Genomic DNA, 15,922 nt, shown 5'->3' on the forward strand with positions numbered 1-15,922 from the left:
CCTTTAGGGGCTGAACTGTCATAGATTTGCCCGATGACACAGGTTTAGACATCCACATGTTTAGGAATTTGCCAAAAAATCGCTGCGGTAATCAGGTTAATGCAGCCGAGTAAAATCAAGGTGCTATGGAATGCCGTTTCGATTTGTGCAGGACCATAATAGGCCGTAAACACGTTGACTAAAGTCCCTGCCAAAGCCACACCGATACTCATCGACACCATCATAATCATCGACAAGAAACTGTTGCCACTGCTGGCATCTTGTTGGGGTAAATCTTTGAGGGTTAAGGTATTCATCGAAACGAATTGCAGCGAGTTTAAAATACCAAAAATAAAAAAGTGTAAGGCACGTAACCATGTGGGGGTTTCAGCCGTAGAGAGCGCAAAACTGCAAATACAAGCGCCGACCAAGCAGGTATTTACCAATAACACTTTACGATAGCCAAAGCGTTGAATAATTTGACGAATAATCGGTTTGGATGCCAATGAACCGAGTACCGTCGGTATCATCAATAAACCTGTGATAAATGGCTCAAAGCCAAAAGCCACTTGTAGCATTAAGGGAATCAAAAATGGCATGGCATTGCCGCCAAGGCGGGCAAAGAAGTTGCCGATAATACCGATGGCATAGATCCGATTTTGAAATAATTTACTGCGAAACAGCGCATTGGCGTGGGTATGTGCATGAAAGGCATAGATCAAACTGGCGATGATGCCTGCTGCGACTAAAAGCAGGCTCCACCATAGCGGCAGATGCGGGCTGGCAAAGTTTTCAATGCCTAACGATAACCCCACCATGGCGACGACCAATAAGACAAAACCCATAAAGTCGAAGCGTTGTACGCTCGGTTCGGTCACATTGGGCATGGCTTTAAAGGTAATGAGTACCCCTAGCAGTCCCATTGGAATGTTAATTAAAAAGATCCAATGCCATGTTGCGACTTCCACCATCCAACCGCCAAGGGTAGGGCCAATTAAGGGGCCCATTAAACCAGCAAGGCTCATCAGACTCATAGCCGATAAAAACTGTGTCCGAGGAATCACTTTGAGCATCGCCAAACGCCCAACAGGCAGCAGTAATGCGCCACCTATACCTTGAATTACCCGATAAACCAGCAGCTCATTCAGGCTATTGGCCATGCCGCAGCCTAGCGATGCTAACGTAAAAATAATAATGGCTGTGAAATACGTATTTCGTACACCAAAACGATCGGCCAACCAACCACTTAAAGGAATACACGCCGCAACGGACAAGACATAGGCCACGACCACACTATGCATTTGTAGCGGGTCTTCGCCCAAACTTCTTGCCATCGCTGGGATTGCTGTATTGACTATGGTCGTATCCAGCCCTTGCATAAAAAAGCCAATAGAGACCAATAGCACAAGAAGTCTAAATTCGGGTTGTAAAGCCTGATGCGTTGGCGTGCTATTCATAAGTCAATAAAGCTGAGATTTTTAAACAGTTTAAATGAATATTGCCATTCGGATGTAGTAAAAGCTTTGCATAATTGAGCCAAAAAATTGCAAGAAAAATGCAATGAAAGTTTCATCTCTATGCAACCTAATGTTTATAACTTGGTCATATTTTAATAAAAGACGAATGAAAACATGAAACTACAAATTTCGGCACTGATGTGGTTAAACAAGGCGATGTGGGACCTGAAGGTCTGATTTTTATTGCCGCCAAAGATTCGCCCAATGCTCAACCTTTGTTGGTGGTTGGAAATGAAGTGAACGGTAGCACTGCGGTTTATCAGATTAAATTGAAATAATTAAATTTTAAATTGTTGTTTTATCTAAATTTTTATTTTAATGTCGAGAAAAGCACGGCACAAAATTGTATGAACGCCAGATAAACTGTCATAATGCGCTCAAGTCCTTCATTTATTGGAGGGCTTTTTCTTTATGGCAAAGGTGTTTTGTTTTCATGACAATCGAAATTCTGATGGTCATAGGCTTCTGTCTCGCGGCCTATTCTATTGTCGGTAATGATGTGCCACAGACATTGGGAACCTTTATTTCATCCAATGCGCATCGCCCTTGGTGGCTGTTGTGGATCTATGTCAGCAGTATTTTAGCCATTGTATTGGTTTATGGTTGGTACAGTTCTGGTGTGGGGGATGCATCTTATGGTCGTTTAGAAACGATTCCATTTCCCGCAGAAGGGGTCACGTGGCTCTATATTGTGCCACCGATCTTACTGATCATTTTGACTCGCTACGGAATTCCGGTCAGCACCACATTCTTAGTGTTAACGATTTTCTCTCCGAGTAGTCTCGGCTCGATGTTAACCAAGTCCATGATGGGTTATGCGGTAGCTTTTGTTGTCGCGATTATTGTTTATCGTTTTGTGATTAAAGGCATCTCGGTTTATTTCAGTAAAACACGTGATGAAACACCCTCGAATATTTGGGTGGGACTACAGTGGGTTTCGACGGCATTTTTATGGAGTCAGTGGCTGATTCAGGATTTGGCCAATATTTTTGTCTACGTCCCTCGTCAGGTGCCGCTGGAGTTCCTGATTTTTGCAATTGTGGTGTTTATCGTACTGCTTGGGATCATTTTGTACCAACGTGGTGGGGCGATTCAGGGCATTATCGACACCAAAACGGGTGTGGCTGATATCCGCTCGGCAACCATTATCGACTTTATGTATGCCTTGATTTTATTGGTGTTCAAAGAGTGGAGTAATATTCCAATGAGTACCACTTGGGTGTTCTTGGGCTTACTCGCAGGACGTGAATTTGCCATGTCCATGCATTTACATGAAGTGAATAAATATCGAACTTCACGAAATGTCAGCAAAGATGCGATGAAATTGATGCTTGGTTTGTTGATGAGTATTTTCTTAGCGACAACATTGCCATGGTTCTATCGTGTGGTGTCAGGTTAAGTCGACACGATCTTGATTTGAAGTAACATCGAGCAATAAAAAAAGGGGAATACTTTATTCCCCTTTTTGACATCTAAAATACAGTTAGACCACGAAATTTTTCGGGCAATCTAAATTTTTCAGTGCGCTAAAGATCTGCTTCGAAGAATTACATACGATCAGTTTGGCACGATGCTGCGGCGGCAAGAAACCTTCAGCGACCGCATGGTCTAATTGTGCAATTAGTGCATCATAGAAGCCATTGACGTTATAAAGCATCATCGGTTTTTGGTGTTGATTCAACTGTCCCCAAGTGGCGATTTCTAAAATTTCTTCGAATGTACCGAGACCACCGGGCAGAGCAACAAAGGCACTTGCACGTTCTGCCATCATGGCTTTACGCTCATGCATACTGCGTACGACGTGTAATTCAGTCAAATGATTATGTGCAATTTCATAATCCAACATAAACTCAGGAATCACACCCACAGCTTCGCCGCCATGATCGACCACAGCGTCAGCAACTTGACCCATCAGGCCAATACTGGCGCCACCATAGACCAGACCAAAACCATGTTCAGCCAAGCCTTGCGCCAACGCGATGGCTTTTTCTTGATAAATTGGATTGTTCCCAGAGCGGGAGCCGCAATACAGTGCGATTAAAGGTTGTGTTGTAGCAGGAGAAGGATTACCACGTTTTTCTGTCATTTTTAATCCGCTATTCATTACGTTTTAATTTTACCTTAGCATGTTATTTTTTATGACACTACATTGGCAGCTAAATATGACAATTTAATGTCATCATTGGGTTTAAATTCTTCCATACTGAGATTGTACTTTGGTAAAAAAGGGTGAATTTTTACCTTAACTTGCTATACTTAAAACTTCATTTCAAGCTAAAGAACCGTCATGGGTAGTGGTTGTTGTCACTCAGCACACATCAAAATATTAGAAAGAACGCCATTAAAAGCGTTTGCGCATGTCCAATGCATTTCATCTTCAAATCAGCATGATCTACGTGTGAATAACATTCAGGAGATACAACCATGATCTTTGAATGGATGTCCGACCCATCTGCATGGGTGGGTTTATTGACACTGGTGGTGCTTGAGATTGTTTTAGGTATCGATAACCTGGTTTTTATTGCGATTCTTGCGGAAAAATTACCGCCAGAACAGCGTAATACCGCACGGATTGTCGGCTTATTGCTTGCACTGTGTATGCGATTGGTCTTACTGGCCTCAATTGCATGGGTGGTGACTCTAACCAATCCACTGTTCCATATTTTCGACCATCCATTCTCCGGTCGAGACCTAATCTTACTGTTTGGTGGGGTGTTCTTGCTATTTAAAGGCACCATGGAACTGCGTGAACGTCTTGAAAATAAGCCGATGCTCAAGGAAGAAAATCCTGTGCATGCGACGTTTTGGATGGTGATTGTGCAGATTGTGGTGCTCGATGCTGTGTTCTCGCTCGACAGCGTGATTACCGCTGTCGGGATGGTGAAACACCTGTCAGTCATGATGATTGCGGTCATTATTGCTGTCGGCATTATGCTGTGGGCATCTAAGCCGCTGATGAACTTCGTGAACCGTCATCCAACGGTAGTGATTCTGTGCCTGTGTTTCTTGATGATGATCGGTTTCTCGCTCTTAGTCGAAGGCTTTGGTTTCCATATTCCAAAAGGCTACTTATATGCAGCCATTGGTTTCTCCGTACTGATTGAGTTTTTGAACCAAACCATGCGTCATAATCAGGAAAAAATGGTGACAACCACAGACTTACGTTATCGCACAGCCTCAGCAGTGATGCGTATGCTCGGTGGGAAAAATGTTGCAGACAATCAAAATGAAAATGAAGATGTGCTTGCAACACGTGCTTTTGCTGATGAAGTCTTTGATGAAGACAATGGGGTTTACCACAGTGTCATGGTACAAGGGGTACTGGGTTTATCTGAGCGTCCAGTAAAGTCCGTGATGACACCTCGTCCTGAACTGGAATGGATTGATTTAGATGAAGAACCTGAGGCGATTCGTGCTCAATTACTCAGTACCACGCATTCACGTTTAATTGTGGCACATGGTGAGTTAGACAATATCGCGGGTGCGGTACTGACTCATAAAGTCATGAATGACTATATTGAAACGGGCGTACTCGATTTCGAAAAACATCTCCGTGAGCCAGTGGTGGTGCATGAAAATGCTCAAGTTTTGATGGTGATGGAACAATTGCGTCAAGCGCCGTTGCAAATGGCTTTGGTGTTGAACGAATACGGTTCAATTGAAGGGATTGCAACACCGATTGATGTCTTAGAAGCGATTGCTGGTGAGTTCCCTGATGAAGATGAACCAGAGACGGCAGCAGAAAGTCTCGATGATGGTTCATTGTTACTCGATGGCTCAACCGATATTCGCCACGTGTCTTTATTGTTGGGTCGTGACTTGGTGGATGATGCTGAACAGTATTCGACATTGTCCGGATATATCTTATTTCATTTGGGCCGTTTACCAGCCAATGGTGAAAAATTCAAAGCGGATGAACACATCTTTGAAGTGGTCACAATGGATGGTCATAAGATCGAAAAAGTGCATGTCATTCCCATGCCAACTGAAGATTAAGTTGCGTATCGGGGGGTAATCTATATAGATCACTGATGTTACGCACGTAAAAGTAATTACGCATTTTTAAAATGATTTTTAAGTCTATTCGACGGAGTCTTACATCTAGGGTTTAAATAAAGGGATTAGCCTTCGGCTGGAGGTACTTTTGTTTCGGCAAAAGTACCCAAAACCATTGTCATCCGCAAAACTCGTTCACTACCGTCAAATTATTCAAAGCATTGCAAAAACATTTTTGATTAGAAGTGGTCCTGTCTCAAACACTTGCGGATGACCTTACCGTGTATCATTCTTTTATTTGAATCGATACGGATCTACTGATGAAAATTGTGTGGAAAGATCCGTTAAAATAGCCTGCATTGTCAGGCTATTTTTTTATGGAAACAAACATGTCACAAGTCCAATGTCCATGTGGCAAAGGTGAGTATGCCAACTGTTGTCAGCCCTTACATGCGGGGCGTGAAAATGCACAGAGCGCAGAGCAGTTGATGCGTTCACGTTATAGTGCTTTTGCACAGCATGAGATTGATTATATTGTACAAACAACTGCGCTTGGACAGCAGCAAGCCTTAGATGTCAGTGCCATTGCAGCGTGGAGTCAGGTCAATCAATGGTTAAAACTTGAGGTGGTACAGGCTCAAGAAAAGCTCGATAAAAATCATGCTCAAGTTGAATTTAAAGCCCATTATCACGATGGGCAGCAAGCGCAGGTACATCATGAAATTTCACACTTTGTGAAGTTCGAGCAGCGCTGGTATTTCCTTGATCCGACCACAGAGATGAAAATCACCATGAAGCAACCCTGTATTTGTGGTTCTGGACGAAAATTTAAACAATGTTGTGCGCAATTTTTATAACATTTGAGCAGATTTAGCTTAGAATAGCGCGCATCTCAACCCTCAGTGGAAGAAGGGCGATGTTACTTACCGTTATTTATATTATCGCAATCACGGCAGAAGCAATGACAGGTGCATTGTCTGCGGGTCGGCGGAGTATGGACTGGTTTGGGGTAACATTGATTGCCTGTGTCACGGCACTGGGGGGCGGTTCGGTTCGTGATGTGCTACTTGGCCACTATCCGCTGACGTGGGTTAAGCATCCCGAATATCTCATGCTGACCTGCTTTGCTGCATTTGTCACCATCCTGATTGCAAAGTGGATGCGTCATCTTCGTAATATCTTCTTGGTTCTCGATGCCTTGGGTCTCATTGGTTTTACCATTATTGGCTGTCAAATCGCTTTAGAAATGGGACATGGTTTTGTGGTTTCTGCGGTAGCAGGGGTACTAACTGGTGTCTCTGGCGGTATTTTACGAGACATTCTATGTAACGATGTCCCGCTGGTGTTCCGTCGTGAACTTTATGCCAGTATTTCTTTTGTGTCCGTGATTTGTTATTGGCTCTGCATTGAGATTGGCTTATCGCTAGAATTGACCGTCATTGCGACGCTCATTTTCGGTTTCACCTTACGTCTGATCGCCATTTACTTTGGCTTAGAAATGCCTAAATTTATTTATAAAGATGATGATGATCAGTCAGTATCTTCAAAAGATTTGTCGTAGCCGCGTTGCTATAACATCACATTAAAATGCTGAAAAGACGGATCAATGGTCGGTCTTTTGCATGGATCTATACTAAAAAACGCAAAATCATACATCCTGTTGGGAAAGCAGTGTTCATCCTTCCACCAGTTCAGAGATCTTGTTATGGACTTAGTCTCACGTATACAACGCTTACCCATCGGTAAGTTTCACTACACTTTACTTTGGGTTATTGGCCTTGGCTGGATGTTTGATGCCATGGATACGGGACTCATTTCATTCATCTTAGCGAAAATGGCTGAAGATTGGGCCATGACACCAAATGATAAAAGTTGGGTGGTCTCGATTGGTTTTGTTGGGATGGCGATTGGCGCGGTGTTTTCTGGAGGACTGGCAGATCGCTTCGGCCGAAAAACAGTGTTTGCATGGACATTGGTGATTTATAGCTTAGCCACCGCTGCATGTGCGTTTGCATCTAATCTAACTTGGTTGTTGGTATTTCGTTTTATTGTCGGCTTAGGTTTAGGGGGGCAACTCCCTGTCGCGGTGACTTTGGTCAGTGAATATATTCCGGCGCAAGTGCGTGGCCGTTTTATTGTCTTACTAGAAAGTTTTTGGGGACTAGGCTGGTTGGTTGCTGCATTGGTCTCACGCTTTATTATTCCTGATTTTGGTTGGCATGCAGCGTTTCTAATTGGCGGTATTCCTGCATTATATGCAATCGTGATTTGGAAAATGGTGCCCGAATCGGTGCCTTATTTAATCAACCGTGGACGTTTTGATGAAGCACACGCATTGGTGAAAAAGATTGAAGCCAAATGTGGTGTGCAAGTTGTTGAAATTTTTGAGGTCAAACCGGTTGCAGAAAAGCACAACATCAGTTTTTCACAGCTTTGGTCAGGCATTTTTGCACGTCGTACTTTAATGCTTTGGCTCATTTGGTTCGGTATCGTTTTTTCTTACTACGGTATTTTTACGTGGTTACCAAGTTTATTGGTCAAAGAAGGCTACACCATTGTTCAATCCTTTGAATATGTCTTGGTCATGATTTTGGCACAATTGCCGGGTTATATTGCAGCAGCATGGTTGGTCGAAAAATTGGGTCGTAAAGCTACTTTGGCGGGCTTCATTGGGATGTGTGCCATTTCGGCATATTTCTTCGGTCAGTCTGGCAGTGTGACAGAGATTGTGATTTGGGGCTGTTTAATGTCTTTCTTTAATCTCGGTGCTTGGGGCGTACTTTATACCTATACACCAGAACAATATCCGGCCAATATTCGTGCCTTTGGTTCGGGCTGGGCGGGTGCCATTGGTCGGATTGGGGGCATTGCAGCACCTTTTGCCGTGACACATATGATGGATATGGATCAAGGTTTTAGCTATGTCTTTATGATGTTTACAGCAGTCTTAATTGCAGTTGCCGTGGTGATTTTGGTTTTAGGTGAAGAAACTAAGGGCAAAACTTTAGAATCCATCGGTCTATAAAGACTGTTGAATTTTTAGTTGATCATGGTGAATAAAATGGATATTTTTACGCCATAAGACACAATTTGTCGCAGAGTGTTAGATCATCCCCTTGTATAGGGGACACCTGCGACATAGCATAAGAACCCAATAAAGAACGAACAATTTAGGATTACAGGTTGTTATGACAAGCCTTGCGCATCATGCGACAGAAAACCGTTCCGTAGCAGAATTTACCGAACAAGCATATCTCAACTACGCCATGTACGTGATTATGGATCGTGCATTGCCACATATCAGTGATGGTTTAAAACCCGTTCAGCGTCGTATCGTCTATGCGATGAGCGAACTCGGGCTAAAGCCAACGGGTAAGCCAAAAAAATCTGCACGTACGGTTGGTGATGTACTGGGTAAATACCATCCTCACGGTGACTATGCTTGTTATGAAGCCATGGTACTCATGGCGCAGCCGTTTAGTTATCGCTATCCATTTATTGAAGGTCAGGGAAACTGGGGTTCACCAGATGATCCGAAATCCTTCGCTGCTATGCGTTATACCGAAGCGAAACTGTCTGCGTATAGTGATTTATTGCTGTCAGAATTAGGACAAGGGACCTGTGATTGGCAGGATAACTTTGATGGCTCGATGAAAGAGCCGGTGAATTTACCCGCACGTGTACCGAATATTTTACTCAACGGCACAACGGGTATTGCTGTGGGTATGGCAACCGATATTCCACCGCATAACTTACGTGAAGTGGTGAAGGGTACCATCGCCTTAATTCGCAATCCTAATTTAACCGATGAAAAAGTCGCAGAATATATTCCTGCACCTGATTTGCCGACACGTGCTGAAATTATTACCTCTCCAGAAGAATTACTTAAAATTCAAACCACGGGTCGCGGTAGTTATCGAACTCGTGCAGTGTACAGCATTGAGAAAAATGAAATCGTGATTACGGAGCTGCCGTATCAGGTTTCAGGTTCAAAAGTGATCACGCAGATTGCAGATCAAATGCAGGCGAAGAAGTTGCCATTGGTCACGGACTTACGTGATGAGTCAGATCATAAAAACCCAACACGTTTAGTGATTGTCCTGCGCTCAAACCGTATTGATGCTGAATCGGTGATGAGTCATCTATTTGCAACCACTGACTTAGAGTCGAGCTATCGTGTCAATATGAACATGATTGGCGCAGACGGTCGTCCGCAAGTGAAATCGATCCGCCGTATTTTGTTGGAATGGATTGAAATCCGTAAAAATACCGTAACACGTCGTTTGACTTATCATCTGAATAAAATTGAAAAACGGTTACATATACTTGCAGGCTTGATCATTGCCTATCTGAATATTGATGAAGTGATTCGTATTATTCGCGAAGAAGATCAGCCTAAACCGGTGTTAATGACGCATTTTAATATCGATGAAATTCAAGCCGAAGCCATTTTAGAACTCAAGTTACGTCATTTGGCAAAACTTGAAGAAATGGAAATGCGCCGTGAACAAGAAGAACTGGAAGCCAAAGCTGCCATTATTCGTGAACAATTGGCGAATCCTGAATCATTAAAAGCCTTGATCATTAATGAACTGAAAGAAGATGCGAAGAAATTTGGTGATGACCGCCGTTCTCCAATTGTGAAACGTGCAGAAGCCCATGCGATTAATGAACAAGATATGCTTCCTGCAGATCCTGTGACTGTGGTGTTGTCTGAAGCAGGTTGGATTCGCTCGGCGAAAGGTCATGAAGTCGACGCTGAGAACTTAAATTTCCGTGCAGGTGACCAATATCTCAGCCATGCACAAGGTAAATCAAATCAACGCGTTTATGTATTGGATGATGCTGGTCGAAGCTATGCTTTGGGCATCAATACCTTGCCATCTGCGCGTGGTTTAGGTGAGCCACTGAGTTCTAAGCTTGCACCTGCAAGTGGTGTCGGCTTTAAACAAGTGTTTATTGCTGAAGATGAAACAGAAGTCTTGGCAATGAGCAGTAAAGGCTATGGCTTTAAAACTCAAGCTAAAAACCTTGATACCAATGCCAAAGCGGGTAAAGCCTTCCTTAGCTTGTCCGAAGGGGCGGCGGTTATGAATTTAACAGCGATTGAGAATGCAACACATCTTGCACTCCTCAGTTCTGCGGGTCGTTTGCTGTTGGTTGAACTTGATGAATTACCAGTATTGAATAAGGGTAAAGGTAATAAATTGATACAACTTGAGGAAAAAGATCAAATTGTATCCATGACAACTTTGAATTTAGATGAAATAATTCAAGTGCTTGCAGGTAATCAACAATTAAAGCTTAAAGGCGACGATCTGCAAAAATATGTGGGCAAACGCGCATCGAAAGGCGTGTTGTTACCACGTGGATATCAAAAAGCAAATAAACTGTTCATTCAAAGATAATACTAGCATCCATGGAACGAAATACGTTATATATGCTGTTATTCGTGAAATGGATGCAATATTAAGCACAAACAAGTTAAATAATGACCGCTTAATATTGAAAAAAAACAGTTGGATTATTAAGGATTACGACAGGAGAATTGGGCGTTATGGAAAAGATTTGGTTCGCTGAATACCAAAAGACAGGGATTCCAGAAACTGTAGAATTACCCGCAGAAAATACCTCATTGGTCGATATTTTTGAGCGTAATTTCCAGAAGTTTGGCTCAAGAGATGCCTTTATCTTTATGGATAAAGTCTTAACTTTTAAAGAACTTGATGAAGCTAGCCGTAAATTTGCAACTTATTTGCAAAGTTTAGGTTTGGCCAAAGGTTCACGCGTTGCAGTCATGATGCCGAACGTTCTTCAATATCCTGTTGTCGCATTGGGTGTATTCCGTGCTGGCCTGGTATTGGTCAACGTGAATCCACTGTATACCTCTCGTGAACTTGAGCATCAATTGAATGACTCTGGAACAGAAGCTCTTGTTATTATTGAAAACTTTGCATCTGTTTACCAAGCGATTATTGGTAAAACCCCAGTAAAACACGTGATCGTGGCATCTGTGGGTGACATGCTTGGTACGCTGAAAGGTACATTGGTTAACTTTGTATTACGTTCAGTACGTAAACAAATTCCAGCTTGGAACATTCCAGGTCATATTCGCTTTAATGCAGCAATGTCTAAAGTGAGTGCAAACAATTACAAACGTCCAAACTTAACTTTAAGTGATACTGCTGTACTTCAGTATACCGGTGGTACAACTGGCGTATCTAAAGGCGCAGAATTGACCCATCGTAACCTTGTGTCAAACATGTTGCAGTGTGATGGTATTTTCCAAAGTAAATTTGGTCAGAAAGATGGTCAGCCAGATGATCGTATCTTCTGTGCATTACCGTTGTATCACATCTTTGCATTTATGGTGTGTGCACTTTACGGTATGTACAAAGGTCAGGCGAACGTATTGATTCCTAACCCGCGTGACCTACCTGCGGTAATGAAAGAATTACGTAAATACCAACCTTCATTCTTCCCAGCAGTGAACACATTGTTCAATGCTTTGGTGAACAATGAAGAGTTCAAGCAACTTGACCACAGCAAGCTAAAAATGGCGATGGGTGGTGGTATGGCAGTACTTCCTTCGACTGCAGAAGCGTGGAAGAAAGTTACAGGTACCAATATTATCGAAGGTTATGGTTTATCAGAAACTTCACCTGTTGCAACCGCAAACCCTCCAGCATCAATGGAATTCAGCGGTACGATTGGTATTCCATTGCCACTGACTGAAGTTGCTATTTTAGATGATGATGGCAATGAAGTTGCTCAAGGTGAGCAAGGTGAAATTTCGATTCGTGGTCCTCAAGTCATGAAAGGCTATTGGAACCGTCCAGATGAAACTGCCAAAGTAATGACGGCAGACGGTTTCTTCCGTACAGGTGACATTGGTGTCATGGATCCACGCGGTTATGTGAAGATTGTAGACCGTAAAAAAGACATGATTTTGGTGTCTGGCTTCAACGTTTATCCTTCTGAAATTGAAGAAGTTGTTGCAAAACATCCAAAAGTGCTAGAAGTTGCTGCGATTGGTGTTCCTGATGAAAAATCAGGTGAAGTACCTAAATTATTCGTTGTGAAAAAAGATCCATCTCTAACAACTGAAGAAGTTTTGGCATTCGCAAAAGAAAACTTAACTGGCTATAAACGCCCACGTTATGTTGAATTTATGGATGAATTACCAAAATCGAACGTTGGTAAAATTTTACGTAAAGATTTGCGTAAAACTGCATAATACGATGCATAAAAAAAGCGCCTTCGGGCGCTTTTTTTATCGCTTTAAATTTAGATCATTAAAGCTTACCTTTATTCATCGACCAGCGATCAAAGTAGCGACGTCCTACTCCAAAAACACCTAAGAAAATAAACATCGCGCCGAACTGACGACTAAAGCCGGATTGGTTATAGTTGCCATAGGTCAGGATATTGTCGACTAAACAATATAGTGCAATGACAATGACCCAATGCCAAAGGGGAAGTTGCTTGATGGAAACTGCATAGAATGCAATCCACATGATGACAAAGCTGAAAACAGTCGACCAGACATTTAAGTTGGCGCAGATCACAGCAAGTAAAAATGCAGTCACAGGGATGACGATTTTTAAGGCACGATCGACGCGAAGCTGATGGCGTTTTTGCTCTTCAAGAACTTCAAATAATTGATCTTGATCAGAAGTGCTCATAGAGGATCCTTTCATCTGCCGATTATAAAAACACTATATTTAACAAAAATTATTCACGAAATGCCATGGTATTATAGCAGCCATAAAATCTTCCTGAGAAAAAACACATGCACAGCATCAGTGGGATCATCTATCTCATTTTGGCCGCTTGTTTACTGCCATATGTATTTACATTTATTGCGAAGCGAGCTGCAGGTTTTAAGTCGAGTGATAATCAAAATCCACGTGAAGTTTTAGCGCGCTCTACAGGGTTGGCGAGCCGCGCACATGCAGTGCAGCAAAATAGTTTTGAAAGTTTACCTTTATTTATTGCGGCTATTCTAATGGCCGAATACATGGTGATTCATCAACAATACATCATGACCTTTGGGATAGCCTATCTCGTTTTACGCGTTATTTATGGGCTATGTTATTTAGCCAATTGGGCAACTTTACGTTCAATCATTTGGACCTTGTCGATGTTATGCCCGATTTGCCTGATGTTATTGGTCATTAAATTAAGCTAAATGTTCTGCTTGATGATTAAATTATCAGCATGATCGCTAAAATCACAAAAAAAGCGATAAAACCGTTATAATTGTGCCGGATTAAAAGATTTAACTTGTTTAAAGAGTGATGCTATGAGCTACAGCAATATCCCAGCGGGTAAAGATGCACCAAACGACATCTATGTCATTATTGAAATTCCTGCAAATGCAGCACCAATCAAATACGAAATCGATAAAGATTCTGATGCGTTATTTGTAGACCGTTTCATGGGTACTGCAATGTTCTACCCAGCGAACTATGGTTATGTTCCAAATACATTATCTTTGGATGGTGACCCACTAGACGTACTTGTGGTTACTCCACATCCAGTAGAGCCAGGTTCTGTAATTCGTTGCCGTCCTGTTGGTAAATTGAACATGGAAGATGACGGTGGTGTTGACGCAAAACTGGTTGCTGTTCCACACGACAAATTGACTCCGCTTTATAAAGATGTTCAAGAATATACCGATCTTCCTGCATTGTTGATCAATCAAATTGAGCATTTCTTCCAACACTACAAAGACTTAGAGCCTGGTAAATGGGTTAAGTTAAGTGGTTGGGAAGGTGCTGATGTTGCGAAACAAGAAGTACTGAGCTCAATTGAAGCTTACCAAGCTGCGAACAAATAATATTGTTTTAAGTTGAGCATCGTTTTTATATGAAAACGATGCTCATAAAAAAAACCTGCACAGTGTGCAGGTTTTTTTTCGCTATCTTAGACTAGCTGCGAAATTAAAATAATTTCACAGGGATGTCTAACCAAATACGCCATTCATTGGTATCACCAATATAGTTGTTTTGGTAGTTATTACTAGCGCGGTAGTAAGAATGACGAAGGCGTAAGCTTGCATCTTTGGCAAAACCAGATTGAACGGTATATTTCACTTGGTTAAAGAATTCGCGTTCTTCTTCATTGTCGCTAATCATTGTGCCAGCATTATTAGTGGCTTTAATATCCCAACCGTAAACAAATGCTGAAGTCCAAGATAGGCCTGGAACATTTAATGCGCCAAAGTCATAGGTATATTGAAGTTGTACAGACTTTTCATCATTACCAATAAAGTCAGATAGATACGAGTTTGGCATGTAAATAGATTGTTTACCATCACCAACGTTTGTACCTAAGCCATAGTCGTAACCGGTATTACCAAAGTTTTGTTGGTAAGCAACCATGACATTGTGTGGACCACGATTATATGTTGTAGAAAGGGCAGCGATTGAGTTATCGAATGAGTCGTTGCTTTCACCAATTTGAGAATATAAGTATTGATTAGCATCTTTATCCCATTTTGTGTGATAAGCGCTTAAATCATAAGTCAATGAGCTTTTATCAGCTAAACCTTGAGTAAAATTGGCATTGATATAATGACGATCTAAACGATCTTTAATATCTGTACCATAGTAAGCAAGATTTAATTGATCATTTGCTTTATATTTTGCACCCCAAACAATTGCGCGGTCTAACTTAGCACCATCAGAATTAATTTGATTTGATAATTGATTTTCAGTGAATTTACCAGCGATCAGGTTAAGATTATTAATCTCATTACTTTCAACCAAAACACCTGTGTAGTATTCAGGTACTAGTCGTGCAGTATTACTTGCTAAAACAGGGATGTCGAGAAGTTGTGTACCGTAAGTTGCAGTCGTATTTGAAATACGTGCTTTTACATATGCACCGCCACGCGCCCAGTGATCATAAGCATCAACTTTACCATTCGCATCTTTGCTACCATGCGTTGGAATCATATCGTTACCGGTATGAGCATTTTCACCAAGTTTGATTGATGCATCGCCTATGATACCCGCTGCAAAACCAACAGTGCCTTTGGTAAAACCTGAATCAAGATTTACGATAGCAGTTTGCGCAAAAGAGCTAGTATCATCTACGCCATTTTTTTTATCACGATGTAAATAACCTGTACGGAACAATACAGAGCCTTCGGCATCTTCCACAAAGCCTTTAGATTCGCTTTGTTCGCTAGCAAAAGCAGTAGAAATAAGAGCAGCGTTTACTAATACTGCAAGTGTTAGTTGTTGAGCTTTAAGCATTGGGAGAGAGCCTCATGCAAATTTGGTTAATATGTAGTGCGATTGTATATTTTTTCTTAAAAAAATCACTATTTTTAATGCGCTTATTACACTAAAGTTAGAAAACATTCAGATCATCGGTCAATCTGTAATAAGCAAATGTTTCGTATGTTATTGTTGTTTAAC

General features: G+C 41.8%; 14 protein-coding genes. 10 read left to right on the plus strand and 4 right to left on the minus strand.

The genetic code is table 11. From position 1 onward, the window contains the following. Positions 1–44: 44 nt before the first annotated feature. Entirely contained in the window at positions 45–1,436 is a 1,392-nt protein-coding gene (mdtD, locus tag FTU36_RS06090; protein ID WP_180008097.1) for a multidrug transporter subunit MdtD, read from the minus strand. Between the two features lie 200 nt (positions 1,437–1,636). On the opposite strand from mdtD, the gene FTU36_RS06095 reads away from it, so the two are divergent. Further along, on the plus strand, positions 1,637–1,774 hold the full coding sequence (locus tag FTU36_RS06095; RefSeq protein WP_180008096.1) for a hypothetical protein: 138 nt from the start codon (positions 1,637–1,639) through the stop codon (positions 1,772–1,774). Between the two features lie 155 nt (positions 1,775–1,929). Further along, the gene (locus FTU36_RS06100) at positions 1,930–2,895 is read left to right on the plus strand and encodes a hypothetical protein (RefSeq protein ID WP_078189479.1); all 966 of its coding nucleotides are present in this window, start codon (positions 1,930–1,932) and stop codon (positions 2,893–2,895) included. Positions 2,896–2,979: 84 nt separating this feature from the next. On the opposite strand, the gene FTU36_RS06105 is transcribed toward FTU36_RS06100, so the two are convergent. Beyond that, positions 2,980–3,600: a TIGR00730 family Rossman fold protein gene (locus tag FTU36_RS06105; RefSeq protein WP_078192607.1), complete on the minus strand. Its 621-nt coding sequence runs from the start codon at positions 3,598–3,600 to the stop codon at positions 2,980–2,982. Between the two features lie 320 nt (positions 3,601–3,920). On the opposite strand from FTU36_RS06105, the gene FTU36_RS06110 reads away from it, so the two are divergent. From FTU36_RS06110 to FTU36_RS06135, 6 genes are all read left to right on the plus strand, one after another. Next, a complete protein-coding gene (locus tag FTU36_RS06110; protein ID WP_180105626.1) occupies positions 3,921–5,492 on the plus strand; it encodes a TerC family protein in 1,572 nt (523 codons plus the stop codon). A gap of 389 nt (positions 5,493–5,881) precedes the next feature. Next, positions 5,882–6,349 (plus strand): YchJ family protein, encoded by a 468-nt coding sequence (locus FTU36_RS06115; protein WP_180010708.1) that lies wholly within the window; start codon positions 5,882–5,884, stop codon positions 6,347–6,349. A gap of 59 nt (positions 6,350–6,408) precedes the next feature. Continuing rightward, the gene (locus FTU36_RS06120) at positions 6,409–7,053 is read left to right on the plus strand and encodes a trimeric intracellular cation channel family protein (RefSeq protein ID WP_078189475.1); all 645 of its coding nucleotides are present in this window, start codon (positions 6,409–6,411) and stop codon (positions 7,051–7,053) included. Between the two features lie 144 nt (positions 7,054–7,197). Continuing rightward, positions 7,198–8,517 (plus strand): MFS transporter, encoded by a 1,320-nt coding sequence (locus tag FTU36_RS06125; RefSeq protein WP_180117104.1) that lies wholly within the window; start codon positions 7,198–7,200, stop codon positions 8,515–8,517. A 163-nt stretch (positions 8,518–8,680) separates the two neighbouring features. Beyond that, positions 8,681–10,900, plus strand: a complete 2,220-nt coding sequence (gene parC / locus FTU36_RS06130; protein WP_180117106.1) for a DNA topoisomerase IV subunit A — start codon at positions 8,681–8,683, stop codon at positions 10,898–10,900. Between the two features lie 149 nt (positions 10,901–11,049). Next, positions 11,050–12,729, plus strand: coding sequence for a long-chain-fatty-acid--CoA ligase (locus FTU36_RS06135; RefSeq protein WP_168378241.1), 1,680 nt, complete (start codon positions 11,050–11,052; stop codon positions 12,727–12,729). A 58-nt stretch (positions 12,730–12,787) separates the two neighbouring features. Here the strand turns inward: FTU36_RS06135 and FTU36_RS06140 are convergent, their stop codons facing one another. Then, positions 12,788–13,177 carry a hypothetical protein gene (locus FTU36_RS06140; protein WP_180117108.1) on the minus strand — a complete coding sequence of 130 codons (390 nt, stop codon included), beginning with the start codon at positions 13,175–13,177 and terminating at the stop codon, positions 12,788–12,790. Between the two features lie 107 nt (positions 13,178–13,284). Between FTU36_RS06140 and FTU36_RS06145 the strand changes: the two genes are divergently transcribed. Then, a complete protein-coding gene (locus tag FTU36_RS06145; protein WP_078189470.1) occupies positions 13,285–13,683 on the plus strand; it encodes an MAPEG family protein in 399 nt (132 codons plus the stop codon). 114 nt (positions 13,684–13,797) lie between these two features. Further along, complete coding sequence (ppa, locus tag FTU36_RS06150; RefSeq protein ID WP_168378239.1) at positions 13,798–14,334, plus strand: inorganic diphosphatase; 537 nt, start codon at positions 13,798–13,800, stop codon at positions 14,332–14,334. A gap of 103 nt (positions 14,335–14,437) precedes the next feature. On the opposite strand, the gene FTU36_RS06155 is transcribed toward ppa, so the two are convergent. Next, positions 14,438–15,757, minus strand: coding sequence for an OprD family outer membrane porin (locus FTU36_RS06155; protein ID WP_180026517.1), 1,320 nt, complete (start codon positions 15,755–15,757; stop codon positions 14,438–14,440). Positions 15,758–15,922 lie beyond the last annotated feature (165 nt).

The sequence above is a fragment of the Acinetobacter sp. YH12096 genome (genome assembly GCF_013419215.1).
Lineage (GTDB): Bacteria > Pseudomonadota > Gammaproteobacteria > Pseudomonadales > Moraxellaceae > Acinetobacter > Acinetobacter amyesii.